Annotated in this window: 17 protein-coding genes and 1 pseudogene; 10 read left to right on the top strand and 8 right to left on the bottom strand. The window is 59.1% G+C overall.

Annotated features, from left to right (window positions below):
* Positions 1 to 44 precede the first annotated feature (44 nt).
* The 6 genes from AWM69_RS11225 to AWM69_RS11200 form a co-directional block, all read right to left on the bottom strand.
* Positions 45 to 539, bottom strand: coding sequence for a sigma-70 family RNA polymerase sigma factor (locus AWM69_RS11225; RefSeq protein ID WP_131654649.1), 495 nt, complete (start codon positions 537 to 539; stop codon positions 45 to 47).
* A gap of 82 nt (positions 540 to 621) precedes the next feature.
* Entirely contained in the window at positions 622 to 1941 is a 1320-nt protein-coding gene (locus tag AWM69_RS11220) for an MFS transporter (RefSeq protein ID WP_218726803.1), read from the bottom strand.
* A 58-nt stretch (positions 1942 to 1999) separates the two neighbouring features.
* On the bottom strand, positions 2000 to 3454 hold the full coding sequence (locus AWM69_RS11215; protein ID WP_218726801.1) for an efflux transporter outer membrane subunit: 1455 nt from the start codon (positions 3452 to 3454) through the stop codon (positions 2000 to 2002).
* Positions 3451 to 4458, bottom strand: coding sequence for an HlyD family secretion protein (locus AWM69_RS11210; RefSeq protein ID WP_256930303.1), 1008 nt, complete (start codon positions 4456 to 4458; stop codon positions 3451 to 3453). The genes AWM69_RS11215 and AWM69_RS11210 overlap by 4 nt, the downstream gene beginning before the upstream one ends.
* 76 nt (positions 4459 to 4534) lie before the next feature.
* A complete protein-coding gene (locus tag AWM69_RS11205; RefSeq protein ID WP_131654645.1) occupies positions 4535 to 6073 on the bottom strand; it encodes an MFS transporter in 1539 nt (512 codons plus the stop codon).
* A 160-nt stretch (positions 6074 to 6233) separates the two neighbouring features.
* Positions 6234 to 7142: a LysR family transcriptional regulator gene (locus AWM69_RS11200; RefSeq protein WP_131654644.1), complete on the bottom strand. Its 909-nt coding sequence runs from the start codon at positions 7140 to 7142 to the stop codon at positions 6234 to 6236.
* Between the two features lie 312 nt (positions 7143 to 7454).
* Here AWM69_RS11200 and AWM69_RS11195 point away from each other — a divergent pair, with 312 nt between their 5' ends.
* From AWM69_RS11195 to kch, 10 genes and pseudogenes are all read left to right on the top strand, one after another.
* Complete coding sequence (locus tag AWM69_RS11195) at positions 7455 to 8549, top strand: FUSC family protein (RefSeq protein WP_218726798.1); 1095 nt, start codon at positions 7455 to 7457, stop codon at positions 8547 to 8549.
* A gap of 364 nt (positions 8550 to 8913) precedes the next feature.
* Positions 8914 to 9216, top strand: coding sequence for an urease subunit gamma (locus AWM69_RS11190; protein ID WP_131654642.1), 303 nt, complete (start codon positions 8914 to 8916; stop codon positions 9214 to 9216).
* A 158-nt stretch (positions 9217 to 9374) separates the two neighbouring features.
* A pseudogene (locus AWM69_RS23125) lies at positions 9375 to 9671 on the top strand (urease subunit beta); the annotation flags it as partial.
* Between the two features lie 178 nt (positions 9672 to 9849).
* On the top strand, positions 9850 to 11568 hold the full coding sequence (locus AWM69_RS11180) for an urease subunit alpha (RefSeq protein WP_131654641.1): 1719 nt from the start codon (positions 9850 to 9852) through the stop codon (positions 11566 to 11568).
* Positions 11569 to 11647: 79 nt separating this feature from the next.
* Positions 11648 to 12328, top strand: a complete 681-nt coding sequence (ureE, locus tag AWM69_RS11175) for an urease accessory protein UreE (protein ID WP_131654640.1) — start codon at positions 11648 to 11650, stop codon at positions 12326 to 12328.
* A 21-nt stretch (positions 12329 to 12349) separates the two neighbouring features.
* The gene (locus tag AWM69_RS11170; protein WP_131654639.1) at positions 12350 to 13036 is read left to right on the top strand and encodes an urease accessory protein UreF; all 687 of its coding nucleotides are present in this window, start codon (positions 12350 to 12352) and stop codon (positions 13034 to 13036) included.
* A gap of 68 nt (positions 13037 to 13104) precedes the next feature.
* Entirely contained in the window at positions 13105 to 13752 is a 648-nt protein-coding gene (gene ureG, locus AWM69_RS11165) for an urease accessory protein UreG (RefSeq protein ID WP_218726794.1), read from the top strand.
* On the top strand, positions 13749 to 14714 hold the full coding sequence (locus tag AWM69_RS11160; RefSeq protein ID WP_131654637.1) for an urease accessory protein UreD: 966 nt from the start codon (positions 13749 to 13751) through the stop codon (positions 14712 to 14714). The genes ureG and AWM69_RS11160 overlap by 4 nt, the downstream gene beginning before the upstream one ends.
* A gap of 164 nt (positions 14715 to 14878) precedes the next feature.
* Positions 14879 to 15859 (top strand): urea transporter, encoded by a 981-nt coding sequence (gene yut / locus AWM69_RS11155; RefSeq protein WP_218726792.1) that lies wholly within the window; start codon positions 14879 to 14881, stop codon positions 15857 to 15859.
* Positions 15860 to 15992: 133 nt separating this feature from the next.
* Entirely contained in the window at positions 15993 to 17168 is a 1176-nt protein-coding gene (kch, locus tag AWM69_RS11150; RefSeq protein WP_131654635.1) for a voltage-gated potassium channel protein, read from the top strand.
* Positions 17169 to 17229: 61 nt separating this feature from the next.
* On the opposite strand, the gene crcB (AWM69_RS11145) is transcribed toward kch, so the two are convergent.
* Positions 17230 to 17634 (bottom strand): fluoride efflux transporter CrcB, encoded by a 405-nt coding sequence (crcB, locus tag AWM69_RS11145; protein WP_131654634.1) that lies wholly within the window; start codon positions 17632 to 17634, stop codon positions 17230 to 17232.
* A gap of 14 nt (positions 17635 to 17648) precedes the next feature.
* The gene (gene crcB / locus AWM69_RS11140) at positions 17649 to 18029 is read right to left on the bottom strand and encodes a fluoride efflux transporter CrcB (protein ID WP_218726791.1); all 381 of its coding nucleotides are present in this window, start codon (positions 18027 to 18029) and stop codon (positions 17649 to 17651) included.
* Positions 18030 to 18167 lie beyond the last annotated feature (138 nt).

Genomic DNA, 18167 nt, shown 5'->3' with positions numbered 1-18167 from the left:
AACCACGCCCTGCGCCTTCAATTGTAATTCGCGACCCGATGTCATTACGGCGCCTCCACGCGTTCACGCAGATGGCGCAGGGTGCGGATCATATACTTTTCCACCATGTTTCTGGACAGCCCCAGGCGCTCGGCGATCTCGGCCTGGGTCAGCCCTTCGATTTTTTGCCAGACGAACACCTTGCGGCAGTTGAGCGGGAGCTCCTGCAAGGCCCGTTCGACCGACTCGGCCAGTTGGAACGCGCGCATGTACTGCTCCGGGTCACCGGTTTCCGAGGAACAGGGGGCAACAGCGGCCAGCTCTTTCGCGTCGCGCAGTTCTTCACGGCGAAAACCGTCCACGGCGATATTGCGTGCGGTCTGGTGCAAATACGCGCGCGGCTGCACGACAGTATCCGAATTGGATTCGAGCACGCGAACAAAGGTGTCATGGGCCAGGTCCTGCGCCTGCTGACGATTGCGCAGGCGACGGGTCCAGGTACCGATCAACTCTTCGTAATGTTCAAAAAAGCCCGTTTTGCGGGGCACTTTATGAGTCATCGCAATGGGCTATGAAGGTGGGGCGCGAATAGTAATGCTTCCTATTAATGCCCGCAATCACCGCCCTGACAAAGAGCCCCTTCTAACGTTCGGCCTCGGCCAGCAAACGCCGCTCCACTTGATGCCCCCGGGCGAAGCCATACCTGCGGGCGGTCAACAGCCCCACCAGCCCCATCATCGCGCAGAACACCACGCACACCCACGGACTCCAGGGCATCAGCGCGATCAACAGCAGCGGCGTGGTACTGGCCCACAACGCATACGCAATGTTGTAGGTGAACGAAATCCCCGAGACGCGGATCGGGGCCGGAAACAGGCCCACCATCACCGACGGCACCACACCGACAATCCCGCAGGTCAAGCCGGCAAACGCGTAAGCCAGACCCGGCAGCCCCCATTGCCCCACCAGGCTGGCGTAGAGCAAGCCGATGCCCAGGGGCAGTAACAGGCTGTAGAGCACGATGCTGCGCCAGACGCCAATACGGTCAACGATCAACCCGGCCAGCACACAACCGAGATTCAAAAACACGATCCCCAGGCTGCTCAAAGCGAAGGTATGACTGGCGCTCATGTCAAAGTGCTGCTGCATCACCGTCGGCGTGATCACCACAAACACCACCACGGCGCTGGTCAGCACACATGTCAGCAAGGCCGCCGGCAACAAGGAACCGCGGTGATCGCGCAGCACCGTACGCAACGGGAACGGCGCCATGCCGTCCTTGTGTTCGCGCAAGGCCAGAAACACCGGCGTCTCATTCAGCCAGCGGCGCAGCCAGACGCCAATCACTCCAAATACACCGCCCAGCAAAAACGGATAGCGCCAGGCGTAATCCAGGATTTCTTCGGGGGTGAACAGTTGGGCGAGCAAGGTCGCGGTCAAGGCGCCGATCAAATAACCAAAGGTCAGCCCGGCCTGTAAAAACCCAAGCGCATAACCTCGACGGCCGGCCGGTGCATGCTCAGCAACAAATACCCAGGCGCTCGGCACTTCGCCGCCCACCGCAGCCCCTTGAAGAATGCGCAGGGCCAACAGGATCAGCGGCGCGAAATAGCCGATGTCGGCATACGTCGGCATGATCCCGATCAGCAGGCAAGGCAGCGCCATCATCAGGATGCTCAGGCTGAACACCCGTTTGCGGCCCAGATGATCGGCAAAGTGCGCCATCAGGATCCCGCCCAGCGGACGCGCCAGATACCCGGTCACAAAGATCCCGAAACTTTGCAGCAACCGCAGCCATTCCGGCATGTCCGGCGGAAAAAACAGCTGGCTCAGGGTCAGGGCAAAGAATACGAAGATGATGAAATCATAGATTTCAAGCGCCCCGCCCAATGCCGCCAAACCCAGGGTTCGGTAGTCAGCGCGCGAAAAACGCACGGTATTGGCTTGAGTATCGACAGACATAAATAGGCTCAATGCGATCAAGGGCGCGAGCATAACAAATCCGGATGTTTCACGACGGCTACAGAGCCACAGCGGTCTCGGACCAGGCTTCCCAGCCCCCACCCAATGCGCCATACAAGTCCACCAGCGACAACGACACGTTGGCGGTGCTCTCCACCAACGCCGCCTCGTTGGCCAGCAGCGCATTTTGCACGGTCAGCACGTTGAGAAAGTCCACCGTGCCCTGCGCATACTGCTGCTGAGCACTGCCCAAGGCGTGCTGGCTGTGCTCCACCGCCTGCTGCAGGCTGTCCCGACGGCGCTGGCCGGCCTGGTACGCCACCAGGGCGTCATCCACTTCGTGCCAGGCGCGCAATACGGTTTTCTGGTAGGTGATGCCCGCCTCTTGCTGACGACCTTCCTGCAACTGCAACGCGCCCTGCAAGCGCCCGCCCTCGAACAACGGCACGCTGAGCCCCGGGCCAAACGCAAAGTTGCGCGAGCCCCAACTGCCCAGATCAGACAACTGCATGGCCTGGAACCCGAAGTTGCCGGACAGCGTAATACGCGGGTAAAAATCCGCCCGGGCCACACCGATCGAAGCCGTGGCCGCATGCAGCCGGGCCTCGGCCCGGCGAATATCAGGACGCCGTTGCGCCAGCTCGCTGGGCAGGCCGACCGGCACATCCGCGCCGAAGGCAGGCACCGCAGCCGCAGCCTGCAACTGTTGCTGCAACGCACGCGGTTCCCGGGCCAGCAGTAGACTCAAAGCATTGATCAGTTGCGCGCTTTGTTGCTGCAGCGGTGCCATGCGCGCTTCGATTTCGGACACCTGGGCTGCGGCTTCCGAGACTTCAAGGTCAGTGGCCACGCCTTCTTTGACCTGCAATTGCGTGAGCTCCAGGCTGCGCCGGGCAATCTGCAGGTTCTGTTGCACCACCCGCAACGCCTGCTGAGTCCCCCGCAGCCGAATGTAATGTTGCGCCGTCTGCACGATCACCAGCAATTGCACGCCATGACGGTCTTCTTCGGCCATCCGCACCGAGGCATCGGCGGCTTCGACCGAACGCTTGACCCGGCCCCACAGGTCAGCTTCCCAACTGATCCCCAGGCCACCATTCCACAGGTTGAACGCCTGCTTGCCGCTGCGTCCCGAAGGGTCATTCAAGCCGCGCTGAGTATTCCGGCTACGGCTGTAGTCTGCCGAAGCGCCCACGGCAGGCAGCGTGTCAGCGGCAATCTGGCGCCGGAGCGCCTGGCTCTGCTCCAGCCGGCTGGCGGCCAGTTGCACATCAAAGTTGCGCGCCTGTGCCTCACGCACCAGGGCCGACAATTGCTGATCGCCAAAACTGTCCCACCAGCGTGGATCAACCCTCGACTCCACGCCTTGGCTGTGCCCTTCGGCACTGGCGGTGGGCGCCCAGTGTTCCGCCAGTGGCGTCGCCGGGGTCTGAAAGTCCGGGCCCAGGACACAACCGCTCAGGTTCAACGCGCTGTAACAGGCCACAGCGCAGGCCAGGAGAGTACGTTTCATCGGGCGCTGACCTGTTCGTCGTGCAGCGAAGCGGTGTCAATCGAGGCATTCACCGACATCCCGACCCGCAGGTTCCGGGCCTGCTCCTGCCCGGGATCGAGCACGATCTTGACCGGAATCCGCTGCACCACTTTGGTGAAGTTGCCCGTGGCGTTATCCGGTGCTATTGCCGAGAACGTGACGCCGGTGGCCGGCGCAATACTGTCGATGCTGCCCTCCAGCGTTTCGCCGGGGAAGCTGTCGACCTTGATCGTGACCCGTTGCCCCGCACGCATGTGCGTCAGTTGGTGTTCCAGAAAGTTGGCCACCACATAAGCTTCGGCCAGCGGCACCACCGCCAGCACACTGTCACCCGGCTTGACGTAGGCACCGAGACGCACGCTGCGCCGCCCGATCACACCGTCAAAAGGCGCCACCAGTTGTGTGTACGACAACTCCAGTTCGGCCCGCGCCTGCAGGGCCTGGGCATGTTGTACCGAGGCCTCGGCGGCAGAGCTTTGCGCCGCCAGCACCCGGGTTTGCTGACGAGCCGCTTCCAGCGCGGCCTTGTGCTGCGCCAAATGGGCGCGGGCCGTTTGCGAACGGTTTTTCGCTTGCTGCAGGTTTTGCAGCGTGCCGGCACCTTGCCCGGCCAGGTGCCGATACCGCTGCAACTCATGCTCGGCAAACTCAACCTGCGCCAGATCGGCATCGACGGTGGCCTTGGCCTGCTCGATCAGCGAGCGTTGGCGCTCCAGCATCGCCAGGGCATTGGTCAATTGCGCCTGCGCCGTGGCCACGCTGGCCTGTGCGGCCCGCACTTCGGTCTGATAATCCTGCGGATCGATCCGGGCCAATAGCTGGCCGGCCTTGACGTACTGGTTGTCCTGTACCAATACATCATCGATAAAACCGGCGACTTTAGGGGCGACCAGGGTGTAGTCAGCACTGACAAACGCATCATTGGTGCTCTGCACCGTGCCCGTGGCAAACACCAGCCGCCACAGACCGTAGAGCACCACCATCGCCACCAGGCCTGCAGCCGCCATTAACCAGGGTTTGCGCCCGTGTGTCGTACTCATTCTATGCTCCAGCAGATGTTCAGCTTGCAGCCCGCGGCGGGTAGATCCGCGTCGGGCCGAAGGGGATTAATACAATCAATAAAAGTGCGAGGCCGGCCATGTACAGGTAGAGGTCTGAAGACGTCAGCACCACCGCCTGTTGATGGATCCGGTGCGCCAGGTCAGCGCCGCCACTGACCAGCGGCGAATTGCCCAGGCGATCAACCAGCATCGTTGAATGGAAGTGCTCGCGATTCAGCGTCAGCACTTGCAATACACACCCCGCCGCCATCGCCGAAAAACCTTTGACGGTGTTGAACCAGGCCGATGCAAAGGGGCCATCGGCCGGGTTCAGCCCGCCTGTGGCCAGCATCAGCAGCGGGATGACCGCCATGGGCTGGGCAATGATCTGAATCGCCTGCAGCCCGTAAAAGTTCTCGCGGCTCCACAACGAGGTCACCTGAGAGCCAATGCCACAGGCCAGGGCCAGCAGCCCCAGGCCGATGGCCAATACCCAACGGCAATCAACCCGACGCAGGTTGCACAGCGCAACCACCAAGGGCAGCGCGATCAATTGCGGCAGCGCCACGACCAGCATGACCGGAGCGGTCTCCAGGGGACGATAGCCCTGTACCTGCGCCAGGTAACTGGACGGAATCTTGATCACTGCCAGCAACACGAACAGCACGCCGCCCAAAGTCAGCAAGGCGTGTGCTAGGTTGCGGATTTTCAGCAATTGCAATTTGAAGAACGGCAGCGGATGCGACCATTCATTGATAAAGAACAGCACCAGCAGGGACACCCCGCCGACGATGAAAATCCGGATCATCCCCGACTCGAACCAGTTCAGCCGCTGACCCAGCTCCAGGCCCAGCACCAGCATGATCAGGCCCGGCAGGCCGAGCAGCAGGCCGCGCCAGTCAAACTGCTTGAAACGTTCCAGGCGCAAAGGGTCCTGGGGCAAGCCCCAGGCGACACATAGCATGGCCAGCAGCCCCAAGGGGATGCCTTGCCAGAACGCCCATTGCCACCCCGCGTACTCCACCCACCAGGCTGACAGCGGTGTACCAAAGCTAGGGCCGAAGGTGGCGGTCAGTGCGTAACCGCCCAACCCGTAGAGACGGATCCCGGGGGGTAAAAAGCGCAACGCCACCGACATCAGCATGGGCGGCAATGCGCCCCCGGCGAAGCCTTGCAAGGTTCGCAGCAACATCAGCACATTGACGTTAGGCGCAAACGGCGACAGCGCCCCCAGCAGTAAAAAAGCCCCCATTGCGCACAGGGTGAAACGACGCAAGGAAAAGGTCGCCGCGCACCAGGGCGCAAACGCCATGGCACTGATGGACGTGGCTGAATACACCGCTAGCAGCCAGGTGCTGTCGTCGTAGCCAATGCCCATGGCCCCGCGGATATCGGGCATGGCAACTTTGGTCACGTTCTCGTTGAACCCCGAGACCAGCACCGCCAGCAATACCCCCACCAGACCGGTAAAAATCCGCAGGCCAAATGCCGTGCTGGCCGTTGTCGGGGCGGCCGCAGGCGTGAGAATACCCGGCGAGCCGGCCGTCAATGACGTCACACCCAGCCCCCCGACGCCCGTTCACCTGCACTGCTAAAACCCCAAGACATGCCTCACTCCGTCATTCAATCGATGACAGAAAGTTTAAACAGTCTGAATTGCTATAAAAATTGATAAATAGCTAACTGTGGATTGCACGAAACGCAATCCACAGCAGGGATCAGGATGCTGCGTTATCGCAGAAGGTTTTGAGGGTACGCCGCAGCCAGCGGTGGGCGTGATCGTTATCCAGGCGCGGGTGCCAGGCCTGGGAGATTTCGACCGGTTGCAAGGCAATCGGCAATTCAAATGCCCGTAACTTCAACCCCAGGGGTTCAAGGGTTTTGAGCAGAATCTGCGGCATCAACGGTAAGATCAGATTGGCGCCTGCCAGGGCAAAGATCGCCGAGTAAAACGTTGGCGTGGTAAATGACACGTGCCGTACAAGCCCCTGCTCCGCCAGCACGGTATCGATCGGCCCACGGGCACGGCCGCGGCGCGACACGCTGATATGGTCGTACTCGACAAAATGCTGCGCGGTGATGGCCCGGTCGAAAATCGGATGGCCTTCGCGCGCCAACCCCACAAACGGACAGGTAAACAGTTTTTGTACCTTGATATCGGCACTGAATGTATTCGTGGCACAGATCGCCAGGTCTATGCGCCCTTCGCTCAGCGCCTCGTCATCGGTAAAGCCTTCCGGCACGACCCGCAACGCCGCCTTGGGCATTTCCTGAGCCATTTTCTCGCGCAAGGCACCGCCATAAACGCCAAAGAACACATCGTTGGCGCGAATGCTGAAAGTGCGTTCCAACTGGCGCAGGTCACTGTCCTGACTTTGGGTGAATACCCCGTGCGCCAACTCAACGACGCCCCGGACCTGCTCACGCAACTCCAGCGCCCGGGGTGTCGGCACCAGTCCCCGCCCCGAGCGCACCAGGATCGGGTCATTCAAGGCTTCACGGATTCGGGTCAAGGTACGACTCATGGCCGGAGCGCTCAGGTTCATGCGCCGGGCAGCGCCCACCACCGAGCCCTCTTCGAGCAAGACATTCAAGGCAATCAGAAGATTCAAGTCAGGTATTTGCATGGGCGAAAGGTTAGCGGGTAACGGATGGCGTGCCTAGCCAACCCGGCCTGCACCATTGTTGCGCAACAGGTAAAACAGTTTCGCGCACACTTAGCTAGCTAACTAAGTTTGGCATTGATACATTGCCGTCCGTCAGGTTGATGCCTGACGCTCTCTTTGGTTGAGAATTTTGGCCGTTACCGGATCCCCATGATGGTAATGGCCTTTTTTATGCCCGCTGCTCTCCTCGCCCTGATGCCCCTCCCCGGTGGTGCCTCCACACAACCTGAACTACGCTGGCTGCCCAATCCATGACAGCGATTGGGGTCTCTAATGCACCTGGGCAGCAAAATCACGAAACTGGAACATCTGGCGTGCCGATATTCCCGCTGGATTCATGCCACTCGCATCAGCCTGGCGTTTCTGATTACGTTTATCCTCATCCGTTATTTCAAGCTCGATGGCGCGTCCTATGCGCTGATCACCATGTTGATCGTGATGGGCCCGCAACCTTATTGGGGCAATGTTTCTGCACGGGCCGTGCAACGTACCGGCGGCACTATCATCGGAGCGCTGTCGGGCCTGATCGGGTTGTACCTGGAAACCCGTTCCTTTGCGCTCATGCTGTTATGGTCAGCCATCCTGATGTTTATCGCCGGTTATCTGACCCTCGGCAAACGCCCTTATATGGCCCTGCTGATCGGCGCAACGCTGGCGGTTGTCAGTTGCGCCCCGCCCAATGACATGGAATCGGCCATCACCCGCAGCCTGTATGTGCTGGCCGGATCGTTGCTGGCAATGGTCTTCACCAGCATCTACCCGCAACGGGCCTATACCGACCTGCGGATCAAATTCAGTCAAAGCCTGGAGAAGCTCGACAGCCTTTACACCGCTTACTTCTCACCCCGGACCCTCGAACGGCCAAACCTCGAAGATCAACTGAAGAATGAACTGGATGCGGTGGTCAAGTTGCGCAGTTTCATTGCTCCGGCCAGCAATGAAAGTCATCTGAAGCAGGAAGTGTTCGAATCTTTGCAAACCCTGCACCGCAATTTGCTGGCCACCATGAGCCTGATGATCGAGGCGTACTGGACGTCCCGTGAGAACCATCTGTTGATTGAAAGTGAACCGGCCCTGCATGACCTTCACCGCTTGATCCCCCAGGCCCTGGAGTCGTTGCAAAACAAGTTATGCATGGGCATTGCAGATAATCAGATCAGCTCCGAATTGCGGCAAAGGAGCCGCGACCTGAACGAACTGGTACTGAAGAGTATTAACGGAAAACTCATCGAAACACCGTTTTATGCGTATGTCTGGTTAAGCCTGGAAATGCTCAGGCAACTCACCGAACTGAATGACCAACTGCATGCCGCGCTTTACCAGCATGGGCGTAAACACGCATCCAAAAAAGCACACGGTGATGCCTGATCTATGGTTTGCAAAACGCTGCGTTTATCTGGAACACACAGGGGGGCACTGACCTTTTGAGATGATGCAGATCAGCAAAAAACGACTATTTTCCCACTCAAAAAAACGCTTCTACACGCTTAAAAACACTCATAAACATCTTAAAAATCCCATTATAAAAACATAAGTCATTGTTTTTAAAACAACTTATATAAATACAGCCCGACCGTTCACCTCAGCCCTCACGTCAACGCTCCTTCCTGCCTCTCCCATCCTCCACTGGCCTACTGAATTTTATGGTCTAGGCTCTGATCGCGCCCGGGCGTGCCCGTTTAAACGAAACTTCATCACGTTGTTTTTTACCGCACTGTAGATAGGAGGGCTTATGCAGCTCACCCCGAGAGAAGTCGAAAAACTGATGATTTACACCTTATCGGACGTGGCATTCCGACGTAAGGCGCGCGGCTTGAAGTTGAATTATCCGGAAGCCGTTTCGATTATCACCGTGACCGCACTGGAAGGCGCACGCGACGGCAAGTCGGTTGAAGATGTAATGAATGAAGCCAGCAAAGTGTTAACCAAAGACGATGTCATGGAAGGCGTCAGTGACCTGATTCCCAATGTTCAGGTTGAAGCGATTTTCACCGACGGCAGCCGCCTGGTTACGGTCCATGACCCTATCAAGTAACGGCGAGCTGTGACGCCGGTAAACGCCCATCAGATCCATTGAAGGAGTCAGTCATGAGCACCAGGAAAACCGCAAGTCCTCACCAGGATACGCATCCGGACCACAAGATCCCCCACGCCAAGAACCCTGGTGGCGTGCATCAGGGCGATGAGGCCAATGTGCCCTTGGGCGGCTGTATTTATGCCAGTTCGCCGATTGTGTTTAACGAAGATCGTCCGGTGACCAAAGTCAAAGTGCGCAATACCGGCGACCGCCCGATTCAGATCGGCTCGCATTTTCATTTTTTTGAAGTCAACCGTGCGCTCGAGTTCGACCGCGCTGCCGCTTATGGCAAGCGCCTGAACATTACCGCTACCACGGCCATCCGCTTTGAGCCCGGTGACGAAATTGAAGTGGCGCTGATTCCGTATGGCGGCAAACAGACCCTGTATGGCTTCAACAACCTGGTGGATGGCTGGGCCCCGGACAAGCTCACCAGCAACCATGAACGCCCGGAAAAACTGCAGGCCATTCAGCGCGCGATCGATCATGGCTTCAAGTTCTCAAAGCCCGTCGACGCCAAGTAACCACCGCATTTTGCACTCGCGCCGTTGAGCCACTGACGCCCGTGCGGCATTAGACAAGGAGCCACCGATGCCAACCATTTCACGCAAAGAATACGCAGGGCTGTTCGGCCCGACCACAGGCGACAAAATCCGCCTGGGGGACACCAACCTGTTTGTCGAAATTGAAAAGGACCTGCGCGGTTACGGAGAGGAGTCAGTGTACGGCGGCGGTAAATCCCTGCGCGATGGCATGGGGGCCGACAACACCTTGACCCGCGACAACGGCGTACTGGATCTGGTGATCACCAACGTCACCATCATCGACCCGATCCAGGGCGTGATCAAAGCCGACGTCGGTATCCGTGACGGCAAGATTGCCGGTATCGGCAAAAGCGGCAACCCGGGCATCATGAGCGGTGTAACCCCGGGGCTGGTGGTGGGCGTGAGCACTGACGCCATCTCTGGCGAGCACCTGATTCTCACCGCTGCCGGGATTGACACGCACATCCACCTGATCTCGCCACAACAGGCGTATCACGCGCTGTCCAACGGGGTGACCACCTTCTTTGGTGGCGGCATTGGCCCGACCGACGGCACCAACGGCACCACCGTCACCGCTGGCCCCTGGAACATCCGTCAGATGCTGCGCTCGCTGGAAGGCCTGCCGATCAACGTCGGCATGCTCGGCAAGGGCAACTCCTTCGGGCGCGACCCGCTGGCCGAACAAATCATCGCTGGTGTGGCCGGCCTCAAGGTTCACGAGGACTGGGGCGCAACCTCCAACGCATTGCGCCATGCGCTGCGTACCGCCGATGAAATGGACATTCAGGTCTCGGTGCATACCGACAGCCTGAACGAATGCGGGTATGTCGAAGACACCATCGATGCCTTCGAAGGTCGCACCATTCACACCTTCCACACTGAAGGCGCCGGTGGCGGTCACGCCCCCGACATCATCAAGGTGGCGAGCCAGAACAACGTGCTGCCCAGCTCGACCAACCCGACCCTGCCCTACGGCGTCAACAGCCAGGCTGAGCTGTTCGACATGATTATGGTCTGCCATAACCTCAACCCCAACGTGCCCGCCGACGTGTCGTTCGCCGAAAGCCGGGTGCGCCCGGAAACCATCGCCGCCGAAAACGTGCTGCAGGACATGGGCGTTATTTCCATGTTTTCCAGTGACTCCCAGGCCATGGGACGGGTCGGTGAAAACTGGCTGCGGGTGATGCAGACCGCTCACGCGATGAAAGCCTCGCGCGGCAAACTGCCGGAAGACAGCGCCGACAACGACAACTTCCGCGTACTGCGTTATGTGGCCAAGATCACCATCAACCCGGCCCTGGCCCAGGGGATCAGCCATGTGCTGGGCTCGGTCGAAGTCGGCAAGATGGCCGACCTGGTGCTGTGGGACCCGCGCTTCTTCGGCGCCAAACCGAAGATGGTGATCAAGGGCGGCATGATCAACTGGGCCGCCATGGGCGATCCAAACGCCTCCCTGCCCACCCCGCAGCCAGTGTTCTACCGTCCGATGTTCGGGGCGATGGGTAAAACCCTGCAGGACACCTGTGTGACCTTCGTTTCGCAAGCCGCGCTGGAGGACGGCGTGAAAGAAAAAGCCGGACTGGAACGTCAGGTCATGGCCGTCCGCGGTTGCCGTACCGTCTCCAAAAAAGACCTGGTGCGCAACGACCAGACGCCCCATCTCGAAGTCGATCCCGAAACCTTCGCAGTGAAGGTCGACGGTGTGCATGCCACCTGCAAACCGATCGATACCGCCGCGATGAACCAGCGCTATTTCTTTGGCTAACGTCTGACCGGGACGCCGGGGCTGGCCTGTGCCCCGGCAGACCTGTTCTCGCAGATGATTCACGCAAGGAGCTTGCGACGTGATTTTGATTGAACACATTCTGGGCAATGCCAAGAAAGACGCGGTCTGGAAACAGAAGCTCGAAGGCGCCAACATCGACGTGCTGGTACTCGACCAGCGCGAAGCACAAAAAAGCCGCTGCCGGCGCACCAGTGCTGGCGGACTCGATCTGGGGATTTCGCTGGAGCGCAACGTCGTGCTGTCCGATGGCGATGTCTTGCGCTGGGATCCGGCCACCCGCACGGCGGTGGTGGTGCAGTTGAACCTGCGGGACGTGATGGTGATCGACCTCAAGGAGCTGAAAAAGCAACCGCTGGATGTCCTGATCAAAACCAGCTTCGAACTGGGCCACGCCCTGGGCAACCAGCACTGGAAAGCCGTGACGAAAAACAACGAGGTGTACATCCCGCTCACGGTCGAAACCAAAATGATGGATTCGGTGATGCGTACCCACGGTTTTCAACACCTGCCTTATGCCTTTATCAGCGGGGCTGACGTCCTGCCGAACCTCACCACTTCCGAGGCCCGCTTGCTGTTCGGCGGGGCTGAAGAAACCGGCACCCACGTTCACGTGGCCAGCCCCCACGACAAACTGGAGGCCGCCGCACTGAAGATCCAGGGCCTGCACAGCCATGGCGACGGTATCAGCCACAGCCATGACCATGGCCACACGCACCACGCTCACGACCCCAAGCAGTAACTCCGGCAGAAGGCGCCAAGGATGAACGCATCAGATCTCATTCGCATCATGCAGTTTGGTGATTCGGTATTGCCAGTCGGTGCTTTTTCGTTCTCGAACGGCGTTGAATCCGCCATTCAGAAAGGCATCGTGCACGATGTCGCAAGCCTCAAGGGTTTTGTCCTGACGGCCCTCAAACAAGCCGCCAGCTGTGACGGCATGGGGGTCGTCGCGGCCCACCGGGCAGCCGTGGCGGATGACCGGGAAGGGATTTTGCGCGCCGACTGGGCGGTGAATAACCGCAAGCTCAATGAAGAAAGCCGCTTGATGGCCACGCGCATGGGCAAAAAACTGGCCGAAATGTCGATCCACGTCGTCGAAAAACCCTTGGTGCGCTGGTGGCTGGAGCAAATCAAGGCCGGGCATGCCGCAGGCACCTACCCCGTCACCCAGGCCGTGGTGATGTCGACCCAGGGCATTGGCGCGCGCGAAGTGGTGGTGATGCACCAATACGGTGTGGCCATGACCATTCTCAGCGCCGCCATGCGCCTGATGCGCGTCACTCACCTCGACACCCAGCACATTCTGTTCGAGCTCAATCATGACATCGAAGCCTTCTGCGACATCGCCGAAATCGGCGAGATTGAGCAGATGTCATCTTATGTGCCGATCGTCGACGTGCTGGCGGCGGTACACGTCAAAGCCCATGTGCGGCTGTTTATGAACTGATTCCCGGACAGCGGCGTGACCTGTGTCGACGCCGCTCTCTTCATCTTTTTTTGTGAAGGAACATGATTGTGAAAAAGATTACTCGCATTGGTATTGGCGGCCCGGTCGGTTCAGGCAAAACCGCGATCATTGAAGTCATCACGCCGATTCTGATCAATCGCGGCTACAAGCCCTTGATCATCACCAACGACATCGTGACCACCGAAGATGCCAAACAGGTCAAGCGCACCCTCAAGGGCATTCTCGACGAAGACAAGATTCTCGGCGTCGAGACCGGCGCCTGCCCGCACACCGCTGTGCGTGAAGACCCGAGCATGAACATCGCGGCGGTCGAGGAAATGGAAGAAAAATTCCCGGACAGCGACCTGATCATGATTGAAAGCGGCGGCGATAACCTGACCCTGACCTTCAGCCCGGCGCTGGCTGACTTCTATATCTATGTGATCGACGTTGCCGAAGGCGAAAAAATCCCGCGCAAGAACGGCCCGGGCCTGGTGCAGGCCGACATCCTGATCATCAACAAGATCGACCTGGCCCCCTACGTGGGCGCCAGCCTGGATGTCATGGAAAGCGACACCAAAGTGGTGCGCGGCAATCGTCCGTACATCCTGACCAACTGCAAGACCGGCCAGGGCATTGAAGAGCTGGTGGACATGATCGAGCACATGTTCCTGTTCGCGCAGAAACCGTCGACCACCAGCGAGGTACCTGCATGACATCGCAGAGCCTGAACATCGTGAACACCCCTTCACGGCTTCGCGCTCACTCATTAGGCAATGATGCGCCGGAGCTTGCGAACTATCAGGACGAACCGCCGCAAATGGACAGCGGTGCCGTCGGCAAAAGCGGGTATTTGCGCCTGGGTTTTGAAAGGCGCGGCAATCGCAGCGTCCTGGCGGATATGGAGCGGCGCGTACCGTCGCTGGTACAGCGGGCCCTGTACTGGGACGAGGAAATGCCCGAACTGCCCTGCGTGACCATGATTTCCACCTCGGGCTGTGTGCTGCAGGGCGACCGCCTGGCCACTGACGTCAACGTCGGGGTGGGTGCCTGCGGGCATGTCACCACCCAGTCAGCGACCAAAGTGCATTCGATGAATGCCAACTATGCCTCGCAAATCCAGTGTTTTCGGGTCGAGGAAAACGGCTATCTGGAGTTCATGCCCGATCCACTGATCCCGCACCGCAACGCGCGCTTCATCACGGATACCCAAATCCGGGTTCACCCGACGGCGACAGCAATTTATTGCGAGATCCTGATGTCGGGCCGCAAGTACCACCATGTCGATGAGCGCTTTGGCTTTGATGTCTACTCCTCACGGGTCGCGGCCGAAAGCCTCGAAGGCAAGGAGCTGTTCGTTGAAAAGTACATTCTGGAGCCCAAGCGCGAGAGCCTCGATGCCATCGGCGTCATGCAAACCTTCGACGTATTCGGCAACGTGGTGCTGCTCACCCCCAAAGAGCATCACGATCGCATTGTCGAGCGCATTCCGGCGATCTTCGACATGGGCGCGGGACTGGCCAGCGGGGTGACGCGTTTGCCGAACAACTGCGGCCTGATTTTCAAGGTCCTGGGCAATGACAGCGGCGAAGTGAAGGCGCAAGTCCGCGAGTTCTGGAAAGTCGCCCGCGAGGAAATCCTGGGGGTGTCCTTGCCACCCCAATTCCTCTGGCGCTAAGCCCCATCCTGTGGCTGCTGCCGAAGGAACGAGGCTGCGCACGTGGGGGCAAGACCTTCGCCAATCCGGTACATGCCGTGTTGCCGGGGAAGGTTTTATGACGGCTTCGCCGCTGAACGCAGCCTCACGTTGCTCGTCAGCGGCTACGGATAAGGAGAGTCACGATGGAAACTGCATCCAAATGGTCGCAACTGACACATCGCAACGTCGCGCTCGAGTTTATTGACGTCACGCTGCGCGGTTGCGCTCAGGTGATGTTCCAGAACAATCCGTTGACCGGGTTGCTTTTTTTCATTGCGATCTTCGTCGGCGCCTATGGCGAAAACAATCCCGCCGTGGCCTTCGGCAGTGTGCTGGGGACGGTCGCGGCCACGTTCGCAGGCTTGAACGTCAAGGACCGCACATCCTGGAAGGCCGGACTGTATGGCTATAACGGTTGCCTGGTGGGGGCCGCATTACCCACCTTCCTCGACGTCTCGCCGATTCTGTGGCTGTGCATCATCATGGGGAGCGTGGTGTCGGTGATCGTGACCCTGTGCATCGCCGATGTGCTCAAAACCTGGAAAGTCGCGGCGCTCACCGCCCCCTTCGTACTGGTGACCTGGACGCTTTTGCTGGCCAGCTATGCCTTTACCGAATTGCCTGCCAACGCCCTGCCCGCTCCGGACTTGCCCCGCGAACTGCTTCAAAGCTCAAGTGCGACAGCTTCTGCCTCACACTTCTTTAACGGTGTGCTCAACGGCATATCCGAAGTGTTTCTGTTCAGCAGTCTGATCGCCAGCTTGCTCCTGCTGGTGGGCCTGGCGGTCGAGTCGCTGTGGGCTGCCGTGTTTGCCGTGTGCGGCGCCTTGCTGGCCGTGCTGACGGCCTCGGTGCTGGGAGCCGAGCAGAGCAGCATCGACAATGGCATGTACGCGTTCAGCGCCGTCCTGACCGCCATTGCCCTGGGTTCGACGTTCAACCAGCCCAGTTGGCGGGTACTGATCTACACGGTAATCGGGGTCATTTTCACGGTGTTCGTCCAGGGTGCATTGAATACCCTGCTGACCCCTGTTGGTATCCCGACACTGACCATGCCTTTTGTTCTGGCCTCGTGGCTGTTCCTGGTGCCGAACAAAGAGGTGATGCCGGAACACCGACAATGACTCCTTCATACTTGCTGCAGGAACTTCGAGGCCAATACGTGATGAAGACAGACACTGCATTGCGCGGACAACGTCAGTCCGCAGAACCGGATCTTCACTCCATCCACCCCTCAACCGACGCGTCGTAGGCACTATGACTTTATTACAGGACGTAAAAACCAAAATATCCTTTGCCTATGGGGTCGCCTTGCTGGTGGCCATCAATGGGTTCCTCTTGTTCATACCGGTGTTGCAGCGCGGAGTTGCGCACGCCAACGCAGCTTCCGGCTCTTTTGATACCTGGAAGGAGGCCCTGAACTTTATAGCGCTCCTGGAGATTCCAGGTTTTGTGGTCGGGTTTGTGCTGATCCTGATGTCACTGGGGCTGCTGATCAGGTCACGCATCAGTTGGTTCTTCTCGCTGCTGTTACTGGTGGCGACCGTCTGCGTTGATTTTTTCATCCTGAAAAAAACCTACCCCAGCACCTTTCTCTCACTTGTCTCGATCGCCGTGCTGATCTTTTACTGGCGCCGGTTCGATCACTACAGCCTGGCCACCGGCAGCTTCTTTGCGGTCGTCAGCATCGCCTCACTGATTGTCTACAGCACGCTGGGCACCCTGTTTCTGGGCGATCAGTTCGCACCGGCGGTCACTGACCTGCCCAGCGCGTTCTATTTCGCCATCGTGGTCATGTCGACCGTAGGCTTTGGCGACATAGTCCCGCACACCACCGATGCCCGGTTCTTCACCCTGACAGTGATCATCCTGGGCATCACCATCTTCGCGATCTCGGTGGCGTCCATTGCCGGCCCGCTGATCAGCAACAACATCCAACGCATCGTTAAAGGCAGGATTACCCACATGGCCCGTAAAAATCACTACATCCTCGTCGGCAATGGCTCACTGGCACAGAACGTCTACAAAGGGCTGTCCGAACGCGGTGAGCATGTGACCGTCTTATGCCCCCCCGGCAGTCAGCACGACCTGCCAGAGAAGGCAGACATCATTGAAGGCGATCCGTCGTCGGCTTCAACCCTGCACCTGGCCGGAGCCGCAGACGCCAAGTACATCGTGACCTTGTGCGACAGCGATGCCGAAAACGTATTTACCATCCTGGCCGCCAAAGAAGTCGCCGGCGAAAACACCCAGATCATCGCCCTGGTCAACGAGACCCGAAACATGCCCAAGGTCAAACGCGTCAACCCGACCATGGTGCTCTCGCTGCCGCTGCTGGGCAGCGAGTTGCTGGTTCGTACCCTGCAGGGCGATACGATCAATAACGACCTGATCACCGAGATGTTCTTCGGCAAACGGAGCTCACTGGGCTGATTCTCCGCACGCCACAAAAAAGCCCTCGATTGCGAGGGCTTTTTCATGGGCGTTGAAACGGTTATTGCGCTGTATCGGCTGCCGGTTGCGGCGTGCCCCTGGATCCCGCAAACAGGCCAAGTTCAACCGCTGCAAAACCGACCACCAGGCTGGCCACCAGATAACCGATCGAGACCAGCAACGCACCCGGCTCACCCATCATTTGCACCGCGCCGAAGACAAAACTGGAGAACGTTGAAAGGCCCCCCATGATCCCGGTGCCGACCATCACATGGACGTACTGGTTGATCCGGTTGCTCTTGAACAGCGAAGTCGCCACACCCAGCAGGAATGCAGCCACGATATTGGCGACAAAAATATCCATTGGAAAGCCATCGGCCAGACGCGGCACCGACAACATCACGAATTCCCGGCACATGGCGCCAAACGCTCCACCGACGAAAATCAAAATAATCATGTTCAGCATGATCCTGCTCCTTGTCAGCGCGCCAGCCAGGCGCCGAATGCGGCGGCGGCCAGTCCCGCCACGACCGAAATAACCAGATAGCCAGCGGCCAGTGCCCGATCCCTCGCATTGGCCAGTTTGGCGGCATCCAGTTGCAGGCTACTGAACGTGGTGTAGCCCCCGAGAATACCGGTCAGCACGGCCGCGTTCATCACATCGCCGTAGCGGTCGCGCCAATCCACGGTGAACAGAATGCTCAAATAACCAATGACAAAGGCACCGCTGACGTTGATCAAAAACGTACCCAGCGGGAATTTGCCTTTATACAGCTCACCGACCCGCAGCCCGATCCACCAACGCAACAACGACCCCAGGCCACCGCCCAGGCCCACCCAAAAAACATCCAGCGCAGTCATGAAAATCCCTCTCGTGCCTGTTGGTTAGTGGGGGGAACTCTAGACGATAAACCCCGACGCGGCCGCGCTCCGCTCGACCGCTGCTACGGAGGGCGTCTGCCACCGGGGAAGTGTCGAGTGCAACGGGGCTGCGTCCAG

It is taken from the genome of Pseudomonas sp. D1HM (assembly GCF_019266105.1).
Classification (GTDB): Bacteria; Pseudomonadota; Gammaproteobacteria; order Pseudomonadales; family Pseudomonadaceae; genus Aquipseudomonas; species Aquipseudomonas taetrolens.
The sequence above is the reverse complement of the archived record's forward strand: the minus strand, read 5'-3'. Positions and strand labels throughout refer to the sequence as shown.

Coding starts and splice junctions, on each gene's coding strand:
- AWM69_RS11225 (WP_131654649.1), bottom strand. CDS start 539: ATGACTCATAAAGTGCCCCGCAAAACGGGCTTTTTTGAACATTACGAA.
- AWM69_RS11220 (WP_218726803.1), bottom strand. CDS start 1,941: ATGTCTGTCGATACTCAAGCCAATACCGTGCGTTTTTCGCGCGCTGAC.
- AWM69_RS11215 (WP_218726801.1), bottom strand. CDS start 3,454: ATGAAACGTACTCTCCTGGCCTGCGCTGTGGCCTGTTACAGCGCGTTG.
- AWM69_RS11210 (WP_256930303.1), bottom strand. CDS start 4,458: ATGGTGGTGCTCTACGGTCTGTGGCGGCTGGTGTTTGCCACGGGCACG.
- AWM69_RS11200 (WP_131654644.1), bottom strand. CDS start 7,142: ATGCAAATACCTGACTTGAATCTTCTGATTGCCTTGAATGTCTTGCTC.
- AWM69_RS11195 (WP_218726798.1), top strand. CDS start 7,455: ATGCACCTGGGCAGCAAAATCACGAAACTGGAACATCTGGCGTGCCGA.
- AWM69_RS11190 (WP_131654642.1), top strand. CDS start 8,914: ATGCAGCTCACCCCGAGAGAAGTCGAAAAACTGATGATTTACACCTTA.
- AWM69_RS11180 (WP_131654641.1), top strand. CDS start 9,850: ATGCCAACCATTTCACGCAAAGAATACGCAGGGCTGTTCGGCCCGACC.
- AWM69_RS11170 (WP_131654639.1), top strand. CDS start 12,350: ATGAACGCATCAGATCTCATTCGCATCATGCAGTTTGGTGATTCGGTA.
- AWM69_RS11160 (WP_131654637.1), top strand. CDS start 13,749: ATGACATCGCAGAGCCTGAACATCGTGAACACCCCTTCACGGCTTCGC.
- yut (WP_218726792.1), top strand. CDS start 14,879: ATGGAAACTGCATCCAAATGGTCGCAACTGACACATCGCAACGTCGCG.
- kch (WP_131654635.1), top strand. CDS start 15,993: ATGACTTTATTACAGGACGTAAAAACCAAAATATCCTTTGCCTATGGG.
- crcB (WP_131654634.1), bottom strand. CDS start 17,634: ATGCTGAACATGATTATTTTGATTTTCGTCGGTGGAGCGTTTGGCGCC.
- crcB (WP_218726791.1), bottom strand. CDS start 18,029: ATGACTGCGCTGGATGTTTTTTGGGTGGGCCTGGGCGGTGGCCTGGGG.